We start from the raw sequence: 22,028 nt of genomic DNA on the forward strand, positions 1-22,028 counted from the left end.
AGCAGGGTGTCGTTAACACCACCTGAACGTGAGGCCACAGATATCGTCGTTAAATCAGAAACGTTCGAAGCACCGAAGCCCGTAGGGTGCGTTCCACGCACCAAAACCGAACCGGCAACACCCCGCGAAAGCCTGCCGCAAACAGACGTCTCTGGATGCCCGACGATGGTATATTGGAATGCACAGGCTGGAGATCATCGAAAGAGTGGTCTCAAAAACAAGCTCCCCCATTACCCATCCCCTATTACCTATCCCCTATTGCCTATTGCCTATCACCTGTTACCTGTTCCTCTTCCCCCCGACCGGTGAACACTTGCCAAAGCGCGCAAACATGCCTACTCTTGCCCATACGTAATTATGCAAAAAATGCTGCGGCAACCCGTTTTCAAGGTGGGGCACCCCGCCGCCGATGGCATCGCTTTTTCGTGTGTTTTATTTTTGCGCCGTCCCTTACGGGCCTTCGGCCTTAAAAGGCATCCGCCAAATGCTTCAGAAACAGGACACCTGAGATTATGGATGTACGTTACAAAATGATGGAAAAAGGGGAGGAGACCAGAGTCTGCGCCCTTGTGGAAAAGGTATTCAATGAGCTCGTTGCCCCGGGTTACGGTCCCGAAGGCATCCGTGAGTTTTTCAAGTATGCCAACCCCGAAGCCCTTGCACAGCGGGCGGACTCCGGGCAGGTTGTCGTCGTGGCAGAGCAGGGGGAGGAGATGGTGGGCGTCATCGAAATGATCACGTGCAGCCATGTCTCATTGCTCTTTGTCAGCCGCAGAGGCCAGGGAATCGCCAAAGAGCTTTTCCGTCTCGCCATGGAGGCGTGCAGAAGCATGCAGCCCGGCCTGACACATGTCACCGTGAACTCCTCGACCTATGCACGGGCGGCCTATGAAAAATTGGGATTTCAAGGGACAGGCCCGCAACAGGAAAAAAGCGGCATTGTCTTTGTGCCCATGGTCTGTGCGGTGGATTGACCCTCTCCTTCCCAGACACACATTTTCCCTGATTACAAACAACCCATCAACACAGGCGGACAACATGAAACCGATCACCATCCCCATCACCCGGACGTCTTCAGACATACCATCCATTCCGGGGACCCTGTACGGCACTGGAAAATCGGCCGTCATTTTCTCCAACATGGACACCAACGACCAACAGGAGTGGAACCCTGTGGTCAAGGCCCTGGTCCCGGGGCCCTGCATGGTTGTAACCTACGACTACCCGGGCTTTTCCATTGACCAGTCCGAAATCCTTGAAGAGGTCGTTTCATGTGTGGCTGGCATGGGCGCCGAGCGCATCATTCTTATCGGGGCAAGCAGGGGCGGCGTGGCGTCCCTGAAGGTCGCCTCCCGACGCGTGCATGACGACAGGATCGTTGCCGTCGCAGCCCTTTCCGCCCCCATTGAGCATGAAGGATCGGTCTTCTACACCGACGATGAGTTAAGGGAGATCTCCGTTCCCAAGCTGTTGATCAACTCCGAAGAGGATGACGGGGCCGAGGACAACCGAAAGATGCTTTCCCTGTTTTGTGAGCCCAAAAAGCTTCTCTTCTACTCCGGCGACGGCCACGGCGCAGAGATTTTCGACGGGCACGAGGAGGCTGTGGTTGAAGCACTTCTGGACTTCATCAACCGCTCCTTTTCACGCGAAACGGCCTGATGGCGGAACCACCGCCAACCGGCATGATCTACATTGCCTCCGACGGCCCTTCCCGGGGCCATCGGCTCGGCAGCTACTTTTTATTCCGCCTCCTTAGTCATCAGAAAGAAAACCCCTGACAAAATAAGCACTTGACCTTTACTCCCACGTATGTGAAGTTTACGTTATCAACAACAACCTGCCTTATTTACACCACAAACAACACGCCACACGCACTTGTACCCCGAACCCGACCCACGGTTCTTAAAACAGGAGGGCTGCACATGAAACGCCATCTCATGAAAGTCGTTATGCTCATTGCCATTTTGGTTGCATTGCCTGTTTTTTCCCTTGCCGTAAAAGAAGACGCATCACGCTGCGACTGCTGGTACCATGGTTATGACGCCCAGAAAAAAGGCCACGGGCTGGAAGGCGACGGCCCCGGAGGAACCAAGGACGATTGCGACCTCATCGGCCAGAAGATGGAGTGGGAAGACGGGTGGTTCACGGCCAAGGCCAGAGAGAACAAAAAGTGCCCCTACAAAACGCGATAAATCCTGCCGCAGCAAAATCCGGGGGAGAGGCAGACCATGCCTGTCCCCCGGCACGTTTGTATCCTTCCTCCTGAGATACCCTCTCCATTCCCCGAAATGTCTCCTGTTTACGGGCAGGGCCAACGCATTTAGATTTTGCCTCCGGCGGCCCTGCCGGGGGCCAAACTTTTAAAAAGTTTGATAAACAGGTATTGAATGCGATTTTGGTTCATTCAAATGTGCTCGTATTTCCGCTGAGCACTAAAAGCGCAGGCAACCGAAACGTTTTTGCGGAGCTTTTTTCAAAAAGCGACCCGCCGGAGGCAACGAACAGTTAAATGCGTTTGCCCTGTGTTTACGGGCTCCCTGCCTTGCCAAACGCCGCAAAGGGCAGTAAAATTCAAGTCATCGTCATGGGTTCTGGCCCATTTGATTGTTTCACAAACTTCGCGCCAGGCATCCCCAACATACCTGGGCTCCCTGGGCCACAAGGAGATGTATGCAACCTGGAGAGATCGTCAAAGCGTGGGTCGAGGCCTTCAACAAAGGGGACGCCCGACTTATTTCAGAATTTTACGCAGAGGATGCGGTCAATCATCAGGTAGCAAACGAGCCTGTATCGGGCAAAGCAGCCATCACCGAAATGTTTGCCAGGGAGTTTGCGGCCTCTGAGATGGTCTGCATCGTCGAGAATATCTTCCAGGACGGAGAGTGGGCCATTCTGGAGTGGAATGACCCCATCGGATTAAGGGGCTGCGGCTTCTTCCATGTCGTGGAAGACAAAATCGTGTTTCAACGCGGGTATTGGGACAAACTGCGCTTTTTGAAAGCACACAACCTGCCGATTCCCCACTAAACGGAGGTATCGCCATGTCCGAGGATCCCATAAAGGCCTTTGACAGGTACAAACATCTGTTCATGGCGCATGTCATCGACATGGAGCAAAGCGAAACCGGGCACACCCCCACCCTGTCACGGACCGAGATTCGGTTTGTGGGCAGGGCGGACGTGGAGGAGGGGTTCCCGTATACCGAGCTGATCTATGGCATCGATTTTAACTCCGACACCCGGTTCCATGCCAAAACGATCCTGGCCATCGAAAAATGGGTGGATGTCTCCTCCTGCAGGCTGGTGAGCCACGACCCGGCAACCGGGACCTATCATTTTGAAATCAAACTCCTGCAGCGCAATCCGGAGTAAGCAGGACCAGGAGCCCCGTGCCCCGCAAGGAACTCCTGTGGTAAAGGATACAACATGAACATACGTTGCTTTACGAGTTCAGACGCACAACAGGTGATCGCCCTCTGGCAGGAATGCGGTCTCACCGTGCCCTGGAATGACCCGCAAAAAGACATTGAACGAAAACTGTCCGTCGAGGCCGACCTGTTTCTCGTGGGCGAATTGGAAGGCCGCATCATGGCGTCTGCCATGGGGGGATACGATGGCCATCGCGGCTCCGTCAATTACCTGGCCGTGTTGCCGCGCCATCAGAAAAAAGGATTCGGAGAGGCCCTTCTCCGGGAGGTTGAAACGCGCCTTCTGGAGCTGGGGTGCCCGAAGATCAACCTCATGGTCCGCACCACCAACCAGCCGGTGATCTCCTTTTACGAAGGCTGCGGCTATACGAAAGACCCGGTGGTCTGCATCGGCAAACGGTTGATACCCGATGGGGACCCGGCAAAAAGATAAGGAGATTTTATGGATCAACGACTGAGCGTCGTAACACTCGGCGTTGCGGACCTGGACCGGTCGCAACGGTTTTACGAAAAAGGATTGGGCTGGCCCCTGGGGTCTGCGGACGAGCAGATCCGGTTCTTTCAGCTCAACGGGATGATTTTTGCCCTCTACCCCTGGGAGGCCCTGGCCGAAGACGCCCAGATTCCGGCTCGCGGCACCGGGTTTTCCGGTGTGACCCTTGCGTACTGCGCCCGTTCCAGGGGCGAGGTGGACGAGGTCCTGGGGCGGGCCGCCCAGGCAGGGGCGCGCATCGTCAAACCGGCCCAGGAGGTGTTCTGGGGTGGCTACTCCGGCTATTTTGCCGACCCGGACGACCACCTGTGGGAGGTTGCCCACAACCCGTTCTGGCACTTAGACGACAAGGGCAATGTCTCCCTTGAGATCCCCGACGCCTGATCGTCTCCTTGACACGTGCCCTTCCCGGGTATAAATTTATGCCTTTCCGAGACACCGGCCACAACGGTGCCTTGCACCGAAAGGAGTTTTTTTTATGTTCGGAACATTCCAGGAGCTTGTTTCCACCGTTGCCGCCCGGTAACGACAGGAACAGGACTCACATCGACGTCTCCGGGTCACAAGTCCCCCGGATCATCGAGACAACGCCCGGTCACAGATGCCGCTTATAACGCCCCACAGGGCTCCGGCACCTTGACCTGCCCCCATGCGTTTGCGTAGGCCCCACCTTTCGTTGCACGCCCTCACCAGACGTGTACCCTCCGGACCGGCAACGGTATCCAAATAAAAATCAAGCACATTACGCAACGAGGAACGGCAAGCACCCCGCCAGCAGGACGGTTGTGCGCCCTTCCCGACCATGATCTTTATTTGCTGTGCCTTACCCACAGGTACAGATCCCCCCAGGAGGGACAACCATTGGATATCAACAACCATCAACAGACTGAAACCAACCATGAATCCGCAGAAAAAGCCGTCAGGGTCACGGGTGTCCGGAAGAATTTTTTCCTCGTCAGCGACGGGCAGACCGAATCTTTGACCACGGCATCGGGAAAGCTCTACAGGCAAGCCGATGAAAACGGCCTCTTCCCGGCCACAGGGGACTGGGTCCGCCTCACCGACGGCAGGATCACTTCGGTGCTGCCCCGGAAAAACGCCCTGTCCAGGGGTGCCTCCGGGCGACAGGGCAAAAAAGAGAGCACCCCCGTCCGCACCCAGATCATTGCCGCCAACCTGGACTGGGTCTTCATCGTCTGCGGCCTGGACAGGGATTTTAACCTTCGGCGCATCGAAAGGTACCTGACCCTCGTCTACAACTGCGGGTGCACCCCGGTGGTGATCCTGAGCAAGGCCGACCTCCACGAGTCTCCCGAACCCTTTGTGCAAGAAGTGGAAGAGATATCCTTCGGCGTGCCGGTTCTTCCCATCTCCTCGGTTCGTGAAGACGGCATAGCAGCCCTTGCCCCCTACCTCGGGCCCGACCAGACCGTGGCCCTCCTGGGCTCGTCCGGGGCGGGAAAATCCACCCTGGTGAACTGCCTGGTGGGTAAAGCCGTCCAGGCCACCCGGGAGGTCAGCAGCCATGTGGGCAAAGGGGTCCACACCACCACCACCCGTGACCTCATCCGCCTCCCCACAGGGGGGGCCCTCATCGACAACCCCGGCATTCGTGAAATCGCCTTCTGGGATGTGGACGACGGAACGGACAGCGCGTTCCCGGAGATCGAGGCCTGGGCCGAAGAGTGCCGGTTCTCGGATTGCACCCACACGGAAGAGCCCGGGTGCCGGGTGAAGGAAGCCTGCCGCACAGGAGAGCTTGAAGAGGGTCGGCTGGAGAGCTACCTCAAACAGAAACGCGAGCTGGGGTACCTGGCCGACAGGCAGACCAAGAGCGCAGATCGCATTGAGAAGGAGCGCTGGCAATGGGTGGCGCAAGAGATGAAACAGATGAAAAAAAGGGGGTAGATGAAACGATGAAACCTGCAGAAATAGTAGAGACCGTCATTGTCCCGGAAACAGAAAACCACTTCGGGTCAGTCCACGACATCAACGCCGCGGCCTTTAAGCGAGAGGCTGAGGCTGAGCTCGTGGCAGCCTTGAGGAGCTGCCCTGAGACCATCTCCCTGGTGGCGGAGACCGATAACACGGTCACCGGCCACATCCTCTTCAGTCCCATGACCCGGGAAGGTGGGGATGCCACGGGGCTGATGTCCCTGTCCACCCTTGCCGTGGCACCGCACCTGCAGAGGCAGGGCATCGGCAGCCTGCTCGTCAGCGCCGGGCTCACACACTGCCTTGAGGCGGGGTGCCAGGGCCTGGTGGTCATCGGCCACCCGACCTACTACCCCAGGTTCGGGTTCCGACCGGCTGCGGCCTGGGACATCCGTACCCGGTTCGAGGTCCCGGAGGACGCCTTCATGGCCCTTGCCCTGAAAAACAGCGGCCTGGCCCCATACACCGGCGCAACCCTGGCCTATCATCCGGCCTTTGCGGGGATGTGACGGGATAAAAACCCAAAAAAAGCGTTCCGCTTGCCCCCCTTTTGCCGCTCAGCCCCGTTGGGGCTGTACGCAAAAGGGGGGCTTGATCGTTAAACTGAAACCAGCCTTTAGCCTTTTCGCCCTTCGCCCCTTGCCCTTAGCCTTTTACCCCTTCGCCTTTAAATATTTTTCCAGCCGATCCATGGCCCGCTCGATGTTTTCAATGGAGTTGGCGTAGGAGAACCGCAGGTAGCCCTCGGCGTTTTTACCGAAATCAATGCCGGGGGTAACCCCCACGTGGGCTTTTTCCAGGATGTCGAAGGCCAGCTTGTAGGAGTCCATGGAGATGTGCTTGACGTTGGCAAAGACGTAGAAGGCGCCCGTGGGGGGGACCGTAATCCCAAGGCCCATGGCCCTCAGGCGCTCGATCATGTAGAGGCGCCTTTTGTTGTAGATCTCCTTCATGCGCAGGGTATCGGCCTTGGCCTCTTTCAGGGCGGCGATGCCCGCCACCTGGGCCGAGGCGTTCACCGAGATGAAAAAATTCTGCTGGATCTTCTGCAGGGGACGCATGAAGGCCTCCGGGGCGATGACGTAGCCCAGGCGCATGCCGGTCATGGCGTAGAGTTTCGAAAACCCGTTCAGGACAAAGGCGTTGTCCGAGAACTCCAGCATGGTGTGCTCTTCCCCTTCGTAAACCAGGCCGTGGTAAATCTCGTCCGAGACAATGGCAGGGCCGAGCTTTGCGATACGCTCCATGCGGTCCGTGGAGAGGAGGTTGCCCGTGGGGTTGGACGGTGAGTTCAAAAAGATGGCCCTGGTACGGTCCGTCATGCGCTTTTCGATCTCGGCCACCCGAAGCTCAAACCCGTCGGCTTCGGTGACGGGGACAGCCACGGGCACGCCCCCGACGAACTTGATGAAGTTGGGATAACAGGCGTACCCGGGGTCTGAGAGGATCACCTCGTCGCCGGCCTCCAGCATGGCGGAGAAGACGGAGAAAATGGCCTGGGAGGTCCCCTGGGTAACCATCACCCGGTGGGGGGAAACGGTCACCCCGTAGGTCTCCTGGTAATACTCGCAGATGGCCTCCCGGAGTTCCATCATGCCCAGGCTGTGGGTGTAATGGGTGTGTCCCTCGTTGATGGCCTTGCAGGCCGCAGCCTTCACGCAGTCCGGGGTGTCGAAATCGGGTTCCCCCACCTCCAGGTGGATGATGTCCACGCCGTCGCGCTCCATCTCCTTGGCCCGTTCCAGTACATCCATCACGATAAACGAGGTCATCTCCTCGGCTCTTCTGGCGATCATCACTCCTCCTGCTCAACTGGCGTCATATGGTCAAAGGGGGCTCGCCCCACATGGTCTCTAAACCTCTTTTTGTACCACATTTTGGCCCCTTCTTCTATCATTATGGGTGCCCGTCGCCGCCGCGACCCCATGCCCGGCATGCTTTTTGTCACCGACTGTGGTATATAGGGTAACTTTGTGCAAAGGCACTGATATGGATTGAAACGGTGAGGATTTCATGGGCAATTCAGGGTTTCCCGCATTCACGCCAGAATGCGCGTCGCTTCTCTGCAGGCACCTCACACCTCAGGTGTGGGACGAGGTTAAGGATCTGAAGACAGGGTCGGGGTACACCGCCGCCGACCTTATCCGATCCGGTGTGGAACAACAGGAGAGCTCCGTCGGGGTCTATGCCGGGGATGCGGAGTCCTACGACCTTTTTTCCCCGCTGCTGACCCCCGTGGTCTGGGATTATCACGGCACGTCCGGCCCCCACCCCGCCCCGGATTACTCCCTGGCCGATCTGCCCGATCTCAGCGGCTCGGCAACGGATAAAATTCTCTCCACCAGGGTGCGGGTGGGCCGCAACCTGGCGGGGTTCCCCCTGGGCCCGGCCATCTCCCCGTCCCAGCGCCGAGAGGTGGAAGTTACGATCAAGGCCGCCCTGGCCCGTCTGCCCGAACACCTGAAAGGGACCTATCACGCCCTGCCGGACATGGACCAGGCGGTCCGCGACGACCTCATTGCACGCCACCTGCTGTTCAAAAACGAAGACCGGTTCCTTGCGTCGGCAGGGCTCATGCGGGACTGGCCCGAAGCCCGGGGCCTCTTTCTCTCCCACGACGAAACCTTCAGCGTCTGGGTAAACGAGGAGGACCAGCTCCGGATCATCTCCCTTCAAGAAGGGGGTGACGTGGCATCGGTGTTCCGGCGCCTTGCAGACGGTGTGACCGCCCTCTCCTCCCGCCTTGAATTCCTCACCCATCCGCGCCTGGGATCCCTCACAAGCTGTCCCACCAACCTGGGCACGGCCATGCGGGCCAGCGTGCACATGAACCTGGCGAACCTGGCAAAAGACGAAGACGCCCTTCACGACGCGGCCCATGCCCTGGGGCTCCAGGTCCGGGGCGTCCACGGGGAGCACTCCGAAGGCCGGGGCGGCGTCTACGACATCAGCAACCGCATGCGCCTCGGGGTCACCGAAGCCGCGGCACTGGCCCACCTCATCAACGGCATCACCCGCCTTGCCCGGATGGATGACGAGGCAACCGCTCCATGAACCCCAAAGAACGACGGATTTTCATCACCCTGTTCATGTCGATCTTTTCGGCGGTGACCGGGGTGGGTATCGTCATCCCCCTGCTTCCCGTCTACGCCCATGAGCTGGGGGCCAGCGGCCTGTACATCAGCATGATCTTCGGGGCCTTCTCCATCTCCCGGACCCTGGTCCTTCCCTGGTTCGGCAAAACCTCGGACCGCATCGGACGAAAGCCCTTTATCCTTCCGGGGCTCCTCTTTTACGCCCTGGTCTCCTTAGGCTTTATGCTCTCCAGCTCCGTGGGGTCCCTCATCGGCCTCCGGTTCCTCCAGGGCATCGCCTCGGGCATGATCATGCCCGTGGCCCAGGCCTATGTGGGGGACATCACCCCCAAGGGCAAAGAGGGATACTACATGGGGCTCTTCAGCATGGCCATGTTCCTCAGCCTGAGCATGGGCCCTTTCATGGGCGGTTTCATCAACCGACTCTACGGCCTTGACGCCGCCTTCCTCGGCATGGGGGTCCTGGCCGTGGCCGCCTTCGTCATGGCCTTAGCCTTCCTGCCCCCGGTGGCCGAGGAGAAAAGCTCAACCTCCCGAAACGAAAGCATCGCCGTCATGGGGCTTCTCAAGGACCGGCTCATCCTCGCCCTTGTCTCCTTCCGCATGGTGTACACCACCTGCGTGGGGATGATCTGGTGCTTCCTGCCCCTTTATGTGGACGTCACCTTCGGCCTGGGAAGCGCCGAAACCGGTACCCTGGTCATGGTGATGGTCCTGGCCGGGGGCCTGCTTCACATCCCCATGGGGGTGGTGGCGGACCGGATGAACCGGAAACTCCTGGTGGCCGTCGGCGGGGTGTTCATCGTGGGCTCCATGGTGCTCTGCCACCAGGCCACGGGCTTTTACAGCCTCCTTGCGGCGGTGATTGTCTTCGGCATCGGCGGGGGCACCTCCCTTCCCGCCCTCTCGGCACTGGCCGTGGAACGGGGCCGCGAGATCCGGGGCATCGGCTCGGTCATGAGCCTTCTCACCATGGCCCACAGCCTGGGCATGCTCCTGGGCTCCCTCATCGCAGGGCTCACCATGGACCTGTTCGAACTTCGCTACGCTTTTCCCATGGGCGGTCTCATCATGGCCGCGGGCCTTATCCATTTCACCTGGCTGAGCCTGCCCCATGGGCAAAAAACGCGGCCTCCGGCGAAAAGGGGCTGAGCGCATCTGTTTTTTGCCTACGACGGCCCTGTCGGGAGATAAACCTTTGAAAAATAGATCAAACAGACCCCAGAAAACAGATCCCCCTTAATCTAAATCAATAGCGAATGTGATTTTCCCTGAGGAACGAAGGGGAAAGCGCATTCGCAACGTGCTTTCAAGGTGGCACACCTTGCCGCCGGAGGCATGCTTTTGGTTTTGTACCGCCCCCCCAATGAGTTCACCCTGCTTCCCCGCCACTGGGGAGTTGCGAACCCGCCGCAACTCAGGTATAAATAGAGACATATCAATCCTTTTTCACAATTCCCTGAGACATCTCCGCACCGTTTCCCCCTTACGAATCCTTACACATGAGGCCATGCCATGCCGATGCATTTGCCATCTTGTCATTGGATCATCCCACGCCGGGTTTGTGTCGCCTTGATTTTCGCGACCCTGCTTGCCCTCTTCGCCGCGTGCAGTCCCGAGCCCAAAGGCCCCACCCTCACCCTGCCCCCCCTGCCCTGGCCTTCAGACGCCCTGGAGCCGGTCATCTCCCAGCAGACCATTGAGCTGCATCACGGCAAACACCACGCCGGTTATGTGGCCAAAGCCAACCAGCTTATTGACGACAGCCGGTTCAAGGGAAAATCCGTTGAAGAAATCCTCTCCGCCACCCGGGAAAAGAAAAAGTACAAGGACCTGTTCAACAACACGGCCCAGGCCTGGAACCATGCGTTCTTCTGGGAGTGCCTGACCCCTGAGGGCACGGCACGGCCCACCGGAGCGCTGGCACAGGCCATCAACACAGAGTTCGGTGGATGGAAGGCGTTTCGGGATGAATTTATCGAGGCATCCCTCTCCCACTTCGGCAGCGGATGGGTGTGGCTGGTCAGGGACAAGGAAACCCTGCGCATCCTGACCACGGCCAATGCGGACACCCCGGTTGCAAGGGGCCTCACCCCGCTTTTCACCATCGACCTGTGGGAACACGCCTATTACCTCGATGTGCAGAACAGGCGAAAGGCATATGTGGAAGGGGTCTTTGACGGACTGGCCCATTGGAAGGCCGTGGAAAAAAGATATGGCACCGGGGAGCTTTGAAACGCTGCCCCGGTGTTCGGGAAAAATCTGAGGGTTCGGCAGGAAAATAACAGTACACCATGAGGTGTTGGCCGTTTGAGAGATGCCGTGAATTCACCGAACGGTAAGGCTCATGGAGTGTTATTTCACACGCCGATACGTGTATATTTTATTTTTGTCATTGCCCTGACTGTCACCCTCACCGGAGAGGAAAGCCCATGACCGAGCCCCTGGTATGGACCGAAGCGATTTCCGTGAATATCCCTGAGATTGACGAACAGCATCAAGCCCTTTTCGCCATTATCAACGATATCATCAAGGTCCATGAGGAGCAGGGCGGACCGGGTGAAATCCTGATGCGGATCGGGCAACTCATGGACTACTCCGACCGGCACTTTCTCACCGAAGAAAAACTCATGATCAGACACAAATTCCCCCGGTTCGTGGAGCACAACAAGGCACACATGGCCTATATGGAGCAGGTGGACCTGTTTATAAGCGACTACAAAACCAACAAGCAGGGCCTCATCCACGACATGCTCGAATTCCTCACCCACTGGTGGCGCGAGCATGTCTCTCGCTCAGACCCCGCATACGCCCGCCACATCCACTCGGACTGACGGGACGTCCCCAAGGCGAAGCGCGGAGACACTGCCCACCGGCACGGTCCCGCACGCAGACACACCGCAACACATTAACACGGGAGACTATCATGGTATCCATGTTGAACTGGACCGACGACATGCTGGTCCACATTGACGAGATCGATGATCAGCACCGAAATCTGTTCCTGCTCATCAACCGCCTGATCATCCATAAACGCAACCAGGGACGCCGCGAAGAGCTCATGGACCTCATCCGGGTCCTGGTGGCCTTTGCCCAGACCCACTTCCGCACCGAAGACCACCACATGGCGGAAACCAGCTACCCCCTGGCCATGGTCCACAGCAAAGAGCACCTGAAGTTCACGGAGCGCATCAAAGAATTTGCCACGGATTACGAAAAGGGCGTCGAAGACCTCTCGGACAAAATGCTCTCCTTCCTGAGGGTCTGGTGGACCACCCACGTGGCCGGCTCCGACAAAAAATTTGCCACCTACCTCAGAAACGAGGGGTACATTCCGTAACCCCGGTCTCCCCTGGGAAAAACTGCGCCTGACCGGAGACCACCTCAAGGTGCCCCTGCTGCCCCGCCGCCCACCGGGTCTCAGCCGAGTCAAAGACAACCACCCCGTGGGGACCTGTTGTCCCATGGACCAGGGACCAGCCACCGCAATATTCCACCCGCGTCACTGAAAAGGGGAGCCTGCCCGGTGCAGGCTCTCCGTGCAGCACCACATGGTGCGGCCGGAAAAAAAGGACACCCGGCCCATCCTCCCCCCTCGCCGTGGACACCTTCTGCCCCTCTTCTGTCACAAACCATCCCGCCTCAAGACGCCCCTCAAGGGTGTTGGAGAGCCCCAGAAAGGTGCCGGTGAAAAGGTGCCCGGGAGTCTCGTACAGCGCCCTGGGGGACCCGGTCTGCAGGATGCGCCCCTGCCGCATGACCGCAATGCGGTCGGACAGGGTGAGGGCTTCCTCCTGGTCGTGGGTCACGTAAAGGGTGGTCAGGGAAAGGCGATCGTGGACCTCCCGGATCTGGCGACGCAGATCGATGCGAAGCCTGGCATCCAGGGCCGACAGGGGTTCGTCCAGCAACAGCACCGACGGATTCGGAGCGATGGCCCGGGCCAGGGCCACCCGCTGCTGCTCCCCGCCTGAGAGGGTGGCGGGAAAATCGTCGGCCTTGTCCGTTAAGCGAACCAGCTCCAAAAGCTCCCTCACCCTTGCCTCCCGGTTGCCTTTCCCCATCTTCCTCAGCTTCAGGCCGTACGCCACGTTCTCGGCCACCCGCATGTGGGGGAACAGGGCATAATCCTGAAACACCATACCGATGCCCCGTTTCTCAGGGGCCATGACGGAAATCTCCTGCCCGTTTAAGGCAATGCTCCCGCCATCGGCGGCCTCAAGCCCCGCCACCATGCGCAAAAGGGTGGATTTTCCGCACCCGGACGGGCCGATCACCGACAGGAATTCCCCTTTGGCGACCGTTACATCCACACGCAGCTGAAAGTCACCGTAGGTCCGAAAAAGGTCAGTCACGTTCAGGGTCAAGGCTCTCTCCTCCCATCCATTCAAGCAATAAAAAACAGGCCACACACAGGCCCATGAGAAGGGCGCCCAGGGCACAGGCGGCAAAATAGCGATACGCCCCGATGAGTCGGTACAGGGCAAGGGGTATGGTCACGGTGTCGGCCTGTGCCAGGATCAGGGTGGCGTTGATCTCACCCATGGACAGGGCAAAGGCAAAACAGGCGCCTCCGACCAGGCCGGACCGGATCAGGGGCAGCTCCACGGTGAAAAAGGTACGGAAAGGACCGGCCCCCAGGGTACGGGCAGCCTGGGGCAGCGAGGGGCTGATCCGTTTGAGGGACGCGGAGACGGCCCGAAGCACAAAGGGATAGGTCACCACCACGTGGGCCGCCACCACGGCGGCGCGGCTTCCGCTGTAATCGGGAAAAAAAAGGGCGAGGCACTTGAAATACCCCAGCCCCAGAACCACGGAGGAGACCCCCATGGGGAGCATCATGGCCGTTTCGGTGAGCCGCCCCAGAGCGCCCTTGCTCCGCGTGGTGACCCAGGCTGCGGCAAGGCCCAGGGGCAACGCCCCGCAGACGGTGAGCATGGCAAAGGTGAGGCTGTTCTTCACGGCGGCAAGGGAGAGGGAAGGCCCGGTTTCGGTAAACAGCATGGCATACCACTTCAAGGTCCACACCAGGGGGCCGGACCGGGTGGTACGGGCCAGAAAAGAGCGCCCCACAAGGGCCAGCAGGGGCGAGGCCACCACAAGGACCACCATGAGGATATAAAGGCCCCACACAAAACGAACCGGACCCGACAGGCGCGTGGTACCCCGCCGTGCGGCCTGCCCCCTTACGGCATGGCTGGCCCGGTGCTGCATCTTCACGGTGAGAAACAGAAGGACAAGGGTCAGTGCGGCCCCCACCACAGCCAGGGCCGCCGCCATATCCAGGTCCAGGCTGATGCGGGCGGCGCGGTAGATCTCCACCTCAATGGTGGTGTACCTGGGACCGCCCCCCAGCACCAGGACCACGGCAAAACTCATGAAACAAAAAAGATAAATGAGTCCCGCAGCGGAAAAAATCGCGGGCAGGAGCCCGGGCAGGGTCACGGTAAAAAACGTGCGAAAGGGCCCGGCCCCCAGGGTGCGCGCCGCCAGGGCAGGCCCGTCGTTGTGGCGCTCCCAGAATGAGCCGATGAGCCTGGCTGCCAGGGGAAAGTTGTAAAAGGCGTGGGCCAGGATGATGGCGGAAAAGGAGTAGAGAATGGTAAACGGGGGCCGTTTTAAATCAAAGGCACCCATGACAAACCGGTTGAGCACCCCGCTGTTGCCGTAAAAGATCACAAAGGCCAGCACCACGAGGATGGAGGGGAGCACAAAGGGAATGGCGGTGAGGGCCTTTAACAGCCGCTTGCCGCGAAAGGAGACCCGGCCCAGCAGCCAGGCACCGGGGAGCCCCAAAATCAGGGAAACCACCGTGCTGACCAGGGCCTGCCAGAGGGTAAACCCGATGACCCGGAAGGTGTAGGGGCTTGAAAAGAGACGCACAAAGGGCGAGGGCCCCTCCCCCCCTTTGAGGGCCTCCGCCAAGATCACCGACAGGGGGAGATAAAAAAGAATCAGGGTCGGGACAAGGGGCACGAGCCACAAAAGCCGTGCCCCCCACCCTCTGTGCGAGGTACGGGTCATTTCGAGACGGTGTCCACCCAGGTTGCGATCCACCCTTCGCCCTCGTTCATGATCTCAACGGGCGACAGCTGGAGGTTTTTCTCCGGCTTTACCGCATGGGAAAAGCTCTCGGGAAGGACCGTGGCGCTGTTGGCAGGAAACATGATGTTGGTCAGGGCGATCTCCTTCTGGAAGGTCTCGGAGAGCATGAAATCGATGAAGGCTTCGGCGGCCTTGCGATGGGGGGCCCCTTTGAGGATCCCGGCCCCTTCGATCTGCATGTAGTGCCCCTCTTTAAAGGCGGCGGCCTTGTAGCGATCGGTCTTCTCAAAGGCCACATGGTAGACGGGGCTGCTGCTGTAGCTCAGCACAACCGGGGCTTCGCCGTTGGTAAAGAGCCCGTACCCGGAGCTCCAGCTGTCCGTGATGGTAAGGATGCTGGGGGTCAGGCGCTTCCAGTACGTGGCAAAATCGTCGCCGTAGGCCGACACGGTCCAGAGGAGAAAGCCCAGGCCGGGTCCTGAGGTGCGGGGGTCCATGAGGATGACGGACTTTTTGAAGCGCTCGGAGGTCAGGTCCTCAAGGCTTTTCGGCGGAGTCTTGACCACCTCGCTGTCGTAGATCATGGCGAAATAGCCGTAGTCATAAGGGGTGACCTGGAACTCGGGGTCGAAGCGAAGGGACTCGGGCACCCGATTGATCCCTTTGGATCGGTAGGCAGAGAGAACCCCGGCCTTTTTCGCCTTGGCCAGGAGGTTGTTGTCGATGCCGATAACCACGTCGGCCTTGGGGTGGTCCTTCTCCAGCATGGCGCGCTGGAGCACCTGGCCGGAGCTGCCCACGGAGACCAGCTCCACCTTGATGCCGGTCATCTTTTCAAAGGAGGGAATCACCTTGGGGGCCAGACCCCACTCCGAGGCAAAGGAGTCGTAGGTATAAATCACCAGCTTTTCGTTGTTTTTTTCACTCGCGGCATAGGCGGGCAGTGTCACAAGGCAAAGGCACAACACGGCCAGCATCACTCGTTTCATCATGGTTAACCTCTTTTTCTCTTTGAATTCAGAAAAGGTTTGCAAAAACGTTGCAAGAACACCCTGCAGGCCATCGCAACACGTCCCCTGATGCCATGACCGCTTCACTTTTATTTTCGAGGCCTTTCTCCGGATGGCCAGGTTTTTTCGGTGGCTGGCTCTTAAGTAGTCGGTGATCGCCGCCTGTGTCAACGGCTTTCTGGGGAAATGCCCAGGGGGGACAACCCACCGCCGGACCCGGCCTTTGCTGCCGGTGCCACCCTCCCATGGGCGCAGGAATCCGCAGGTGGCTTGGATTTCACTTTTCCGCGTCCCTTCCCCGAATGAAATATGGTATACATAAAGGATCTGATCCTCCCCCCTGACATCGCCTTTACCCGTTGCCCCGCCCCCTTTTCCCTGCGCCGCCCTTACGCCATCGTACCCTGCACCCGTTGCAAGTCCGTAACATTAAGGGACACCCGTTATGACCCCAGCCCCCATACCCATCGCCAGGCATCGCCAAGGCCGCAAAAGGCCCGGAAGGCTCCGCTCCGTGGTTTGGGGGGTGGCGCTCTTTCTCCTGATCTGGCCCACGGCCCCCGTGCTCTCCGATGAAGAGCCCGATCCTGCCCTTGCCCCCCGCAGGGTGCTGCTTCTCTTCTCCTACCACCAGAGCCTGGTGTGGGAAGAGGAGATCTATCAGGCCGTCAAAAACGGATTCAACGGGGCACCCTATCCCGTGGACCTTCACGTGGAGCACATGGACACCAAGCGGACGCCCTACGACGACGGCTACGAAGCCCAGCTCATGGACCTGTTCCGCCACAAGTTCTCCACCCTTCCCGTCGATCTTGTCATCGCCTGCGACAACAACGCCTTTGAGTTCATGCGTGCCCGCCACAAGGTTCTTTTTCCACGGACGCCCGTGATCTTTTGCGGGGTTAACTTCTTTCAGGATGAACAGATCGAGGCACTGCCCCTCTTCACCGGGGTGGCCGAAGCCTTTGACGCCCCCCGCACCCTTGATATCGCTTTGACCATCCACCCCCGGGCCACCCATGTCTACGTCCTGAATGACCACCTCCCCACGGGCCTTGCCTGGACCCGAACCATCCGGGAGCAGCTGAGGCCCTATGAAGACCGCCTTGCCATCACCTACCTGCCGGACCTCTCCATGGAAAACCTGGAAAGGCGCCTGGCCGCGTTGCCGTCCACGGCCATTCTTCTTATGGGGGTCTATTTTCGGGACGCCACCAACCGGTTTTTCCCCGAACAGGAAAGCATGAAGCGCATCTCACAGGCGTCAGCCGTTCCTGTCTACGGCCTCCTGGACCTCTACCTCGGCCACGGGATGCTGGGGGGCAACCTCATCAACGGGACCAGCCAGGGGGAACAGGCCGTGCTCCTGGCCAGAAGAGTCCTTTCAGGAACGCCGCCCTTTGCCATCCCCGTCGTCAAGAGCGGAGCCAACCTCAACCTCTTCGACCACCGTCAGATGGAGCGCTTCGGAATTTCCGAGGGCCTCCTGCCCGAGGGGAGCACCCTGGTCAACCGACCCTTCTCCTTTTATGCCGCCTACAAAACCCTGGTGTGGCTGGTGGGCGCCTACACCCTGCTCATCTCCACGGGGGTCTGCCTGCTCCTTATCCACCTGTCGGGTCGCAGAAAAATAGCCCGCGCCCTGGAGCAGTCCCGGACCCTTTTGGAACAGAAGGTCCATGAGCGCACCGCCCAGTTCAAAAAGGCCAAGGAGGAGGCCGAAGCGGCCAACCGGGCCAAGAGCACCTTCCTTGCCCACATGAGCCACGAGCTGCGCACCCCCCTCAATGCCATCCTCGGGTTTTCCGGGCTCATCAAACAGGAGAAAAACCTCCCCGGCCGCCATGTGGAGAGCCTTGAGATTATCCTGAAAAACGGGGAACACCTCCTGGATCTCATCAACGATGTGCTGGAGTTCACCAAAATAGAGGCCGGGGGCGTCACCGTGGTCAACACCCCCTTTCACCTGAAAAACTCCCTGGCCTCCATCCTGCAGGTCGTGACCCACCGGGCCGATGAAAAAAAGATCTCCTTTCACTGCACCTGGCAGGAAGGCCTCCCCGAAACCATCGTCGGAGACCGGCTCCGGCTCCGCCAGGTGCTGATGAACCTTTTGGGCAACGCCCTGAAATTCACAAAAACAGGCTACATCCACCTCTACGTCAACCACCGCCCGCACCCCGGGGAAGACGGCCTTCTGGACCTGTATTTTTACATTGAAGACACCGGCCTCGGCATCCCGGCCGAAGACATCGACGAAATTTTCGCCCCCTTTGCCCAGGGAAAGCGCATGGACCACAACGAACCGGGCAGCGGCCTCGGCCTCACCATCTGCCGCCAGCTGGCCCGGCTCATGGCAGGGGACATCACCGTCACGAGCACACCGGGCAAGGGGTCCCTCTTCCTCTTCTCCCTGCGTACCCGGCAGGTGGCGTCTCCCTGCGCCCCTTCGGTCCGCCGCGCCACCGGGGGCTGTGCACCCGTAGAAGAGACCCGGCGCATCCTGGTGGTGGATGACAACGCCACCAACCGCCTCTTTCTGGAGCGCCTCCTGGCCTCCTCGGGCTTTGAGGTGATCTGCGCCTCCGACGGCCGGGAAGCCGTCAAACGATTCCACAGCATCCGCCCCCACCTGATCTTCATGGACCTGAAAATGCCGGTGATGGACGGCATCGAGGCCACCAAACAGATCAAGGCCACCGCCGAAGGCGCCGTCACCCCCGTCATCGCCCTGACGGCCTGCACCCACGGCATGGACCGCCAGAAAGCCCTGAAGGCCGGATGCGATGATTTCCTGGGAAAACCCTTTAAAAAGGCCGCCCTTTTTTCCCTCATGGACACCTACCTCTCCCCGAAAGACGAGAGCCCTTCGGAGGATAACTAAGGGCCGCCGGAGGCCTCTTCAGTCGGACTGCGGCGGTCACAAAAAAAGCGCCCTGATCGATCACATGACCGGGGCGCTGTGGGGGAAAAACCGGGGTTCAAGAGGCAAAATTCAGCTGGAGGTGCTTTGCCATGTAGGCGAACTTGGCCAGGTAGTTGAGATTGCCGGTGTAGGAGATCTCGTTGTCCAGGATGGCTTTGATGATGTCGGGGTTTTCGCTGAAGAGAAACCGGCGCAGGGCCTTTCCGTCTTTGAAGACAATGGTGACGTCGGCCTCGTCCACGGCCCGGTTTTTCACCTTCATCCGGGAGCCGTCGAAAAGGGCCGAGGCGGCGATCCTTCCGTCGCGGCTGGTAAAGGCATAGCGGCCTTGAAACCCCTCGATGTTCCGCCGAAAGTCCCGATCCAGGATAAAGGCAAACCGCATAAGGCTCAAAAGGGTTTCAAGGAAAAGGTCCATGGCCCGGGAGTTGATCAGACCTACGGCCCCTTTCACCCGGTGTTCGATGAGCCGTCGCTTAAAAAAATTCATCGGGTCTCTCCTTGGCCGTAAAGGGCAGGGGGACGGCCCGGCCGCTTGCCAGGTCGTACTGGGTTCGCGTAATGAGCTCATCCTGCATGGCCTCGGACAGGTCGCGGAAGTAGGCGGAGTACCCGGAAACCCGGACGATCATCTCCGGGTCCAGGGCGGGGTTCGCCTTCACCGCCATAAGCCATTCATAGGTCTGGACGTTGAACTGCACCTGGAGCCCCCCTTCCCTGAAGTAGGCGTCCACCATGCTGCCGAACCGGTCAATGTACGCCCCCCGGTCTTCCCCCGGAGCACGGGGCGTGTATTTAATGTTCAACGCCTCCCCGCCGGGAATACACCGGCCCGAAAGGCAGGCCACGTTGCGAAAGGCCTCTGTGAGGCTCGGCGCGGCCTGGGATGCCGGGGTGATCCCGCTGGAAAAGGGCTCCCGGGCCTTGCGTCCGTGGGGCATGGCCCCGGCCAGCTTACCCTGGCCCGCGTGGGTGGTCATGGTCCAATAGGCAGGCCGGTAGCGGCCCCCCCGGTAGTTGATGTGCTCCTGATAGACATCGTAAATAAACTGCACGAGATTCCTGGCATTTTTCACGGCCACCGGGGCATCGGTGCCGAACCGAGGGGTGCGGTTGGCGAGCCAGAGCCTCACCACTTCCTGGCCCGGCTTCTCGAAATTGTGGGCCACGGCATCCATCATCTCGACCATGGTCACGCGCTTTTCCCGGAAGACCCCGTACTCGACGGCATTCAAGCTGTCGCACACATCGGGAAAGGCCACGTGGGTCCCCCCGGAGGAGTTGTAACGCGCCCCGCCGAACACCAGGTCCATGCCCTTCTCCATGGGGCCCTTGAACAGGCCGGAGAGAAGGGGGCTGGGCAGGATCTCCTGGTGCACGCGACCAAAACACTCGTTGAGTTCGATGGCCTGCTCCAAAAGCCACTTCAACTGCGTCTTAAAGGCCTCCCAGAACGCCTCAAAGGAGGTAAACCCGGCGGGGTTCCCGGTCACCGGGCCGATCTGAGCATCTCCGGTGAGGGTCCGTTTTCCATTGAGAAACGTCATCTCAAGGGCCGCTTCCAGATTGAACATGATGGAGGACGAGGCCACGAAATCCCTGCCTGCGCTGGCCAGCTCCACGCACCCCACGATGGCGTAATCCCGGGCGTCCGGCTCGGTCACCCCCTGGTTCCTCAAGGTCTCGATATCGGCCACGTCGTTGTGAAACGCAGGAATGGCCCCGGTGCTTTCGATCACCTCGGACACACGGTCCCTGTACGCCCTGCTGTTCTTTTCCACATGGTACCTGGCATTGACGCTGGGGTCCCTCAGCCGCATCAGCTCGGTCACCTTCAGAAGAATGTAGGTCAGATCGTTGACCGCGTCGTCGCCTTCCGGGCTTATCCCCCCCAGGGTCACGGCCGGTGTGGACCCGGAGCCACCCCAGAGCCTCTCGGCCGTCTCCGGCACAAGGTTGGTGTTGTCGGCGAGCTTGAGCCAGAGGCAGCACCCCAGCTCCAGGGCCCCTTCAGGGGTGAGCCGCCCTTCATCCACGTCCCGCCGGTACCAGGGGTAGAGGACCTGGTCCAGCCGCCCGGGGCTCATGGCCATATTGATGTTCTCTCCGTGGATCCCCACCTGGCAGAGCCAGAGGCTGTTCACCGCCTCCCGAAAGGTCCGTGCCGGCTTGGCCGGAACCCGGGAGCACACCTCGGCCATCTCCAGATAATGTGCCCGGCGAAGGGGATCGGCCTCGGTGGCTGCTAGGGTCCGGGCCGCCTCGGAGAGGCGCACGGCGTAAGCCACGATACCCGCCATGGCGATCTGAACGGCCCGGTAAAAGTCCCGGGCCATGGCATCCGAGGCTCTCTTCTCCCGCTGGGCGGCATCGGCGATGACAAAGGAGAGCCCCTTGGCAAGGGCCGTCTCAAAATGGGGCACGCAATGGGAAATGCACCCGGCCTTGCCGTTGATGTAAAAGACGATCTTCTCCATCAGCCTGAGGGACAAGGGGTTGCCGTATTTTTTCCGGGTTACTTCAAGGACGGTGCGGTCCATCCAGTAGGGAAAAATCTCGAAATTACAGATGTGGGCGTCTTCTTTGGAGAGTGTCTGGGGGTTGACCTTGCGGTGGCTGATGGTCTCCAGCTCCGGCCAGAGGGTGAGCCCTAAAAGCTCGGGGTAAAGGGGAGCCCCCAGGGGTTTGGAGGTGGTGGATCCGGCCAGGAGGTTGTCGTCTAAAAAAAGGGGGTCCCGGTTTCCCAGGTAATGGTTCACGGCCCGGGCCCGGGAGATGATCATGGGCTCCCCTTCGGGCCTTAGGTTTTTCATGTAATCGGTCACCCATCGGGCGCGTTCGATGCACACCTCGGTGCCTGTGTTGAAATGCGCCTCCCGAAGGGCGCGAACCCGGGGCAGGGTGTCCAGGAAAACATGGGACAATGCCGGGTCCGTCAGAGTCACTCTCTCCGCCATAACACCTCCTGGTCCGAGCGGCTCATCGCCCGGCACATTGGGGTCGGTCGTTGGTTTTCGTTAAAGGCGGGTCACACGCTGAAGGCAGGGGCCATCGGGGAAAATAACAGACTATATTTAAATCATATCGAGCCATT

Annotated in this window: 21 protein-coding genes; 15 read left to right on the forward strand and 6 right to left on the reverse strand. The window is 59.7% G+C overall.

What is annotated here, in order from left to right:
• Nucleotides 1–512: 512 nt before the first annotated feature.
• The 9 genes from BLQ12_RS02100 to BLQ12_RS02140 all read left to right on the forward strand — a co-directional run bounded on the left by BLQ12_RS02100 (nucleotide 513) and on the right by BLQ12_RS02140 (nucleotide 6,367).
• The gene (locus BLQ12_RS02100; RefSeq protein WP_092207719.1) at nucleotides 513–974 is read left to right on the forward strand and encodes a GNAT family N-acetyltransferase; all 462 of its coding nucleotides are present in this window, start codon (nucleotides 513–515) and stop codon (nucleotides 972–974) included.
• Nucleotides 975–1,038: 64 nt separating this feature from the next.
• Nucleotides 1,039–1,662, forward strand: a complete 624-nt coding sequence (locus BLQ12_RS02105) for an alpha/beta fold hydrolase (RefSeq protein ID WP_217640217.1) — start codon at nucleotides 1,039–1,041, stop codon at nucleotides 1,660–1,662.
• Between the two features lie 263 nt (nucleotides 1,663–1,925).
• On the forward strand, nucleotides 1,926–2,195 hold the full coding sequence (locus BLQ12_RS02110; protein ID WP_092207721.1) for a hypothetical protein: 270 nt from the start codon (nucleotides 1,926–1,928) through the stop codon (nucleotides 2,193–2,195).
• A gap of 478 nt (nucleotides 2,196–2,673) precedes the next feature.
• Entirely contained in the window at nucleotides 2,674–3,030 is a 357-nt protein-coding gene (locus BLQ12_RS02115; RefSeq protein WP_092207722.1) for a nuclear transport factor 2 family protein, read from the forward strand.
• A gap of 14 nt (nucleotides 3,031–3,044) precedes the next feature.
• Nucleotides 3,045–3,374 (forward strand): hypothetical protein, encoded by a 330-nt coding sequence (locus BLQ12_RS02120; protein WP_092207723.1) that lies wholly within the window; start codon nucleotides 3,045–3,047, stop codon nucleotides 3,372–3,374.
• A 54-nt stretch (nucleotides 3,375–3,428) separates the two neighbouring features.
• Nucleotides 3,429–3,863, forward strand: coding sequence for a GNAT family acetyltransferase (locus BLQ12_RS02125; RefSeq protein WP_092207724.1), 435 nt, complete (start codon nucleotides 3,429–3,431; stop codon nucleotides 3,861–3,863).
• Nucleotides 3,864–3,872: 9 nt separating this feature from the next.
• Entirely contained in the window at nucleotides 3,873–4,307 is a 435-nt protein-coding gene (locus BLQ12_RS02130; protein WP_092207725.1) for a VOC family protein, read from the forward strand.
• Between the two features lie 477 nt (nucleotides 4,308–4,784).
• A complete protein-coding gene (gene rsgA / locus BLQ12_RS02135) occupies nucleotides 4,785–5,831 on the forward strand; it encodes a ribosome small subunit-dependent GTPase A (protein ID WP_254781953.1) in 1,047 nt (348 codons plus the stop codon).
• Between the two features lie 8 nt (nucleotides 5,832–5,839).
• Entirely contained in the window at nucleotides 5,840–6,367 is a 528-nt protein-coding gene (locus BLQ12_RS02140; protein WP_175469436.1) for a GNAT family N-acetyltransferase, read from the forward strand.
• Between the two features lie 144 nt (nucleotides 6,368–6,511).
• Here BLQ12_RS02140 and BLQ12_RS02145 read toward each other — a convergent pair whose 3' ends face one another.
• Nucleotides 6,512–7,654, reverse strand: a complete 1,143-nt coding sequence (locus tag BLQ12_RS02145; RefSeq protein WP_092207726.1) for a pyridoxal phosphate-dependent aminotransferase — start codon at nucleotides 7,652–7,654, stop codon at nucleotides 6,512–6,514.
• A 217-nt stretch (nucleotides 7,655–7,871) separates the two neighbouring features.
• Here BLQ12_RS02145 and BLQ12_RS27250 point away from each other — a divergent pair, with 217 nt between their 5' ends.
• The 5 genes from BLQ12_RS27250 to BLQ12_RS02170 all read left to right on the forward strand — a co-directional run bounded on the left by BLQ12_RS27250 (nucleotide 7,872) and on the right by BLQ12_RS02170 (nucleotide 12,293).
• On the forward strand, nucleotides 7,872–8,912 hold the full coding sequence (locus tag BLQ12_RS27250) for a phosphagen kinase (protein WP_175469437.1): 1,041 nt from the start codon (nucleotides 7,872–7,874) through the stop codon (nucleotides 8,910–8,912).
• Nucleotides 8,909–10,105 (forward strand): MFS transporter, encoded by a 1,197-nt coding sequence (locus tag BLQ12_RS27255; RefSeq protein WP_175469438.1) that lies wholly within the window; start codon nucleotides 8,909–8,911, stop codon nucleotides 10,103–10,105. The genes BLQ12_RS27250 and BLQ12_RS27255 overlap by 4 nt, the downstream gene beginning before the upstream one ends.
• Before the next feature lie 420 nt (nucleotides 10,106–10,525).
• A complete protein-coding gene (locus tag BLQ12_RS02160) occupies nucleotides 10,526–11,188 on the forward strand; it encodes a superoxide dismutase (protein WP_217640218.1) in 663 nt (220 codons plus the stop codon).
• Nucleotides 11,189–11,385: 197 nt separating this feature from the next.
• On the forward strand, nucleotides 11,386–11,787 hold the full coding sequence (locus tag BLQ12_RS02165) for a bacteriohemerythrin (RefSeq protein ID WP_092207728.1): 402 nt from the start codon (nucleotides 11,386–11,388) through the stop codon (nucleotides 11,785–11,787).
• A gap of 92 nt (nucleotides 11,788–11,879) precedes the next feature.
• Complete coding sequence (locus tag BLQ12_RS02170; RefSeq protein WP_092207729.1) at nucleotides 11,880–12,293, forward strand: bacteriohemerythrin; 414 nt, start codon at nucleotides 11,880–11,882, stop codon at nucleotides 12,291–12,293.
• Here BLQ12_RS02170 and BLQ12_RS02175 read toward each other — a convergent pair.
• From BLQ12_RS02175 to BLQ12_RS02185, 3 genes are read right to left on the reverse strand one after another with little or no spacing between them, the layout of a single operon-like run.
• Complete coding sequence (locus BLQ12_RS02175) at nucleotides 12,268–13,320, reverse strand: ABC transporter ATP-binding protein (RefSeq protein WP_217640219.1); 1,053 nt, start codon at nucleotides 13,318–13,320, stop codon at nucleotides 12,268–12,270. The genes BLQ12_RS02170 and BLQ12_RS02175 overlap by 26 nt on opposite strands.
• Nucleotides 13,301–14,977: an ABC transporter permease gene (locus BLQ12_RS02180; protein WP_092207733.1), complete on the reverse strand. Its 1,677-nt coding sequence runs from the start codon at nucleotides 14,975–14,977 to the stop codon at nucleotides 13,301–13,303. Before BLQ12_RS02180 ends, BLQ12_RS02175 begins: the two co-directional genes overlap by 20 nt.
• Nucleotides 14,974–15,990, reverse strand: a complete 1,017-nt coding sequence (locus tag BLQ12_RS02185; RefSeq protein WP_092207735.1) for a thiamine ABC transporter substrate-binding protein — start codon at nucleotides 15,988–15,990, stop codon at nucleotides 14,974–14,976. The genes BLQ12_RS02180 and BLQ12_RS02185 overlap by 4 nt, the downstream gene beginning before the upstream one ends.
• A gap of 463 nt (nucleotides 15,991–16,453) precedes the next feature.
• Here BLQ12_RS02185 and BLQ12_RS02190 point away from each other — a divergent pair, with 463 nt between their 5' ends.
• A complete protein-coding gene (locus BLQ12_RS02190; protein WP_092207737.1) occupies nucleotides 16,454–18,892 on the forward strand; it encodes a response regulator in 2,439 nt (812 codons plus the stop codon).
• Between the two features lie 97 nt (nucleotides 18,893–18,989).
• Here the strand turns inward: BLQ12_RS02190 and BLQ12_RS02195 are convergent, their stop codons facing one another.
• Both BLQ12_RS02195 and BLQ12_RS02200 read right to left on the reverse strand, forming a co-directional pair.
• Nucleotides 18,990–19,424: a hypothetical protein gene (locus BLQ12_RS02195; RefSeq protein WP_092207739.1), complete on the reverse strand. Its 435-nt coding sequence runs from the start codon at nucleotides 19,422–19,424 to the stop codon at nucleotides 18,990–18,992.
• Nucleotides 19,411–21,891: a pyruvate formate lyase family protein gene (locus tag BLQ12_RS02200; protein WP_092207741.1), complete on the reverse strand. Its 2,481-nt coding sequence runs from the start codon at nucleotides 21,889–21,891 to the stop codon at nucleotides 19,411–19,413. The genes BLQ12_RS02195 and BLQ12_RS02200 overlap by 14 nt, the downstream gene beginning before the upstream one ends.
• Between the last annotated feature and the right edge of the window lie 137 nt (nucleotides 21,892–22,028).

It is taken from the genome of Desulfoluna spongiiphila, from assembly GCF_900101345.1.
Lineage (GTDB): Bacteria > Desulfobacterota > Desulfobacteria > Desulfobacterales > Desulfolunaceae > Desulfoluna > Desulfoluna spongiiphila.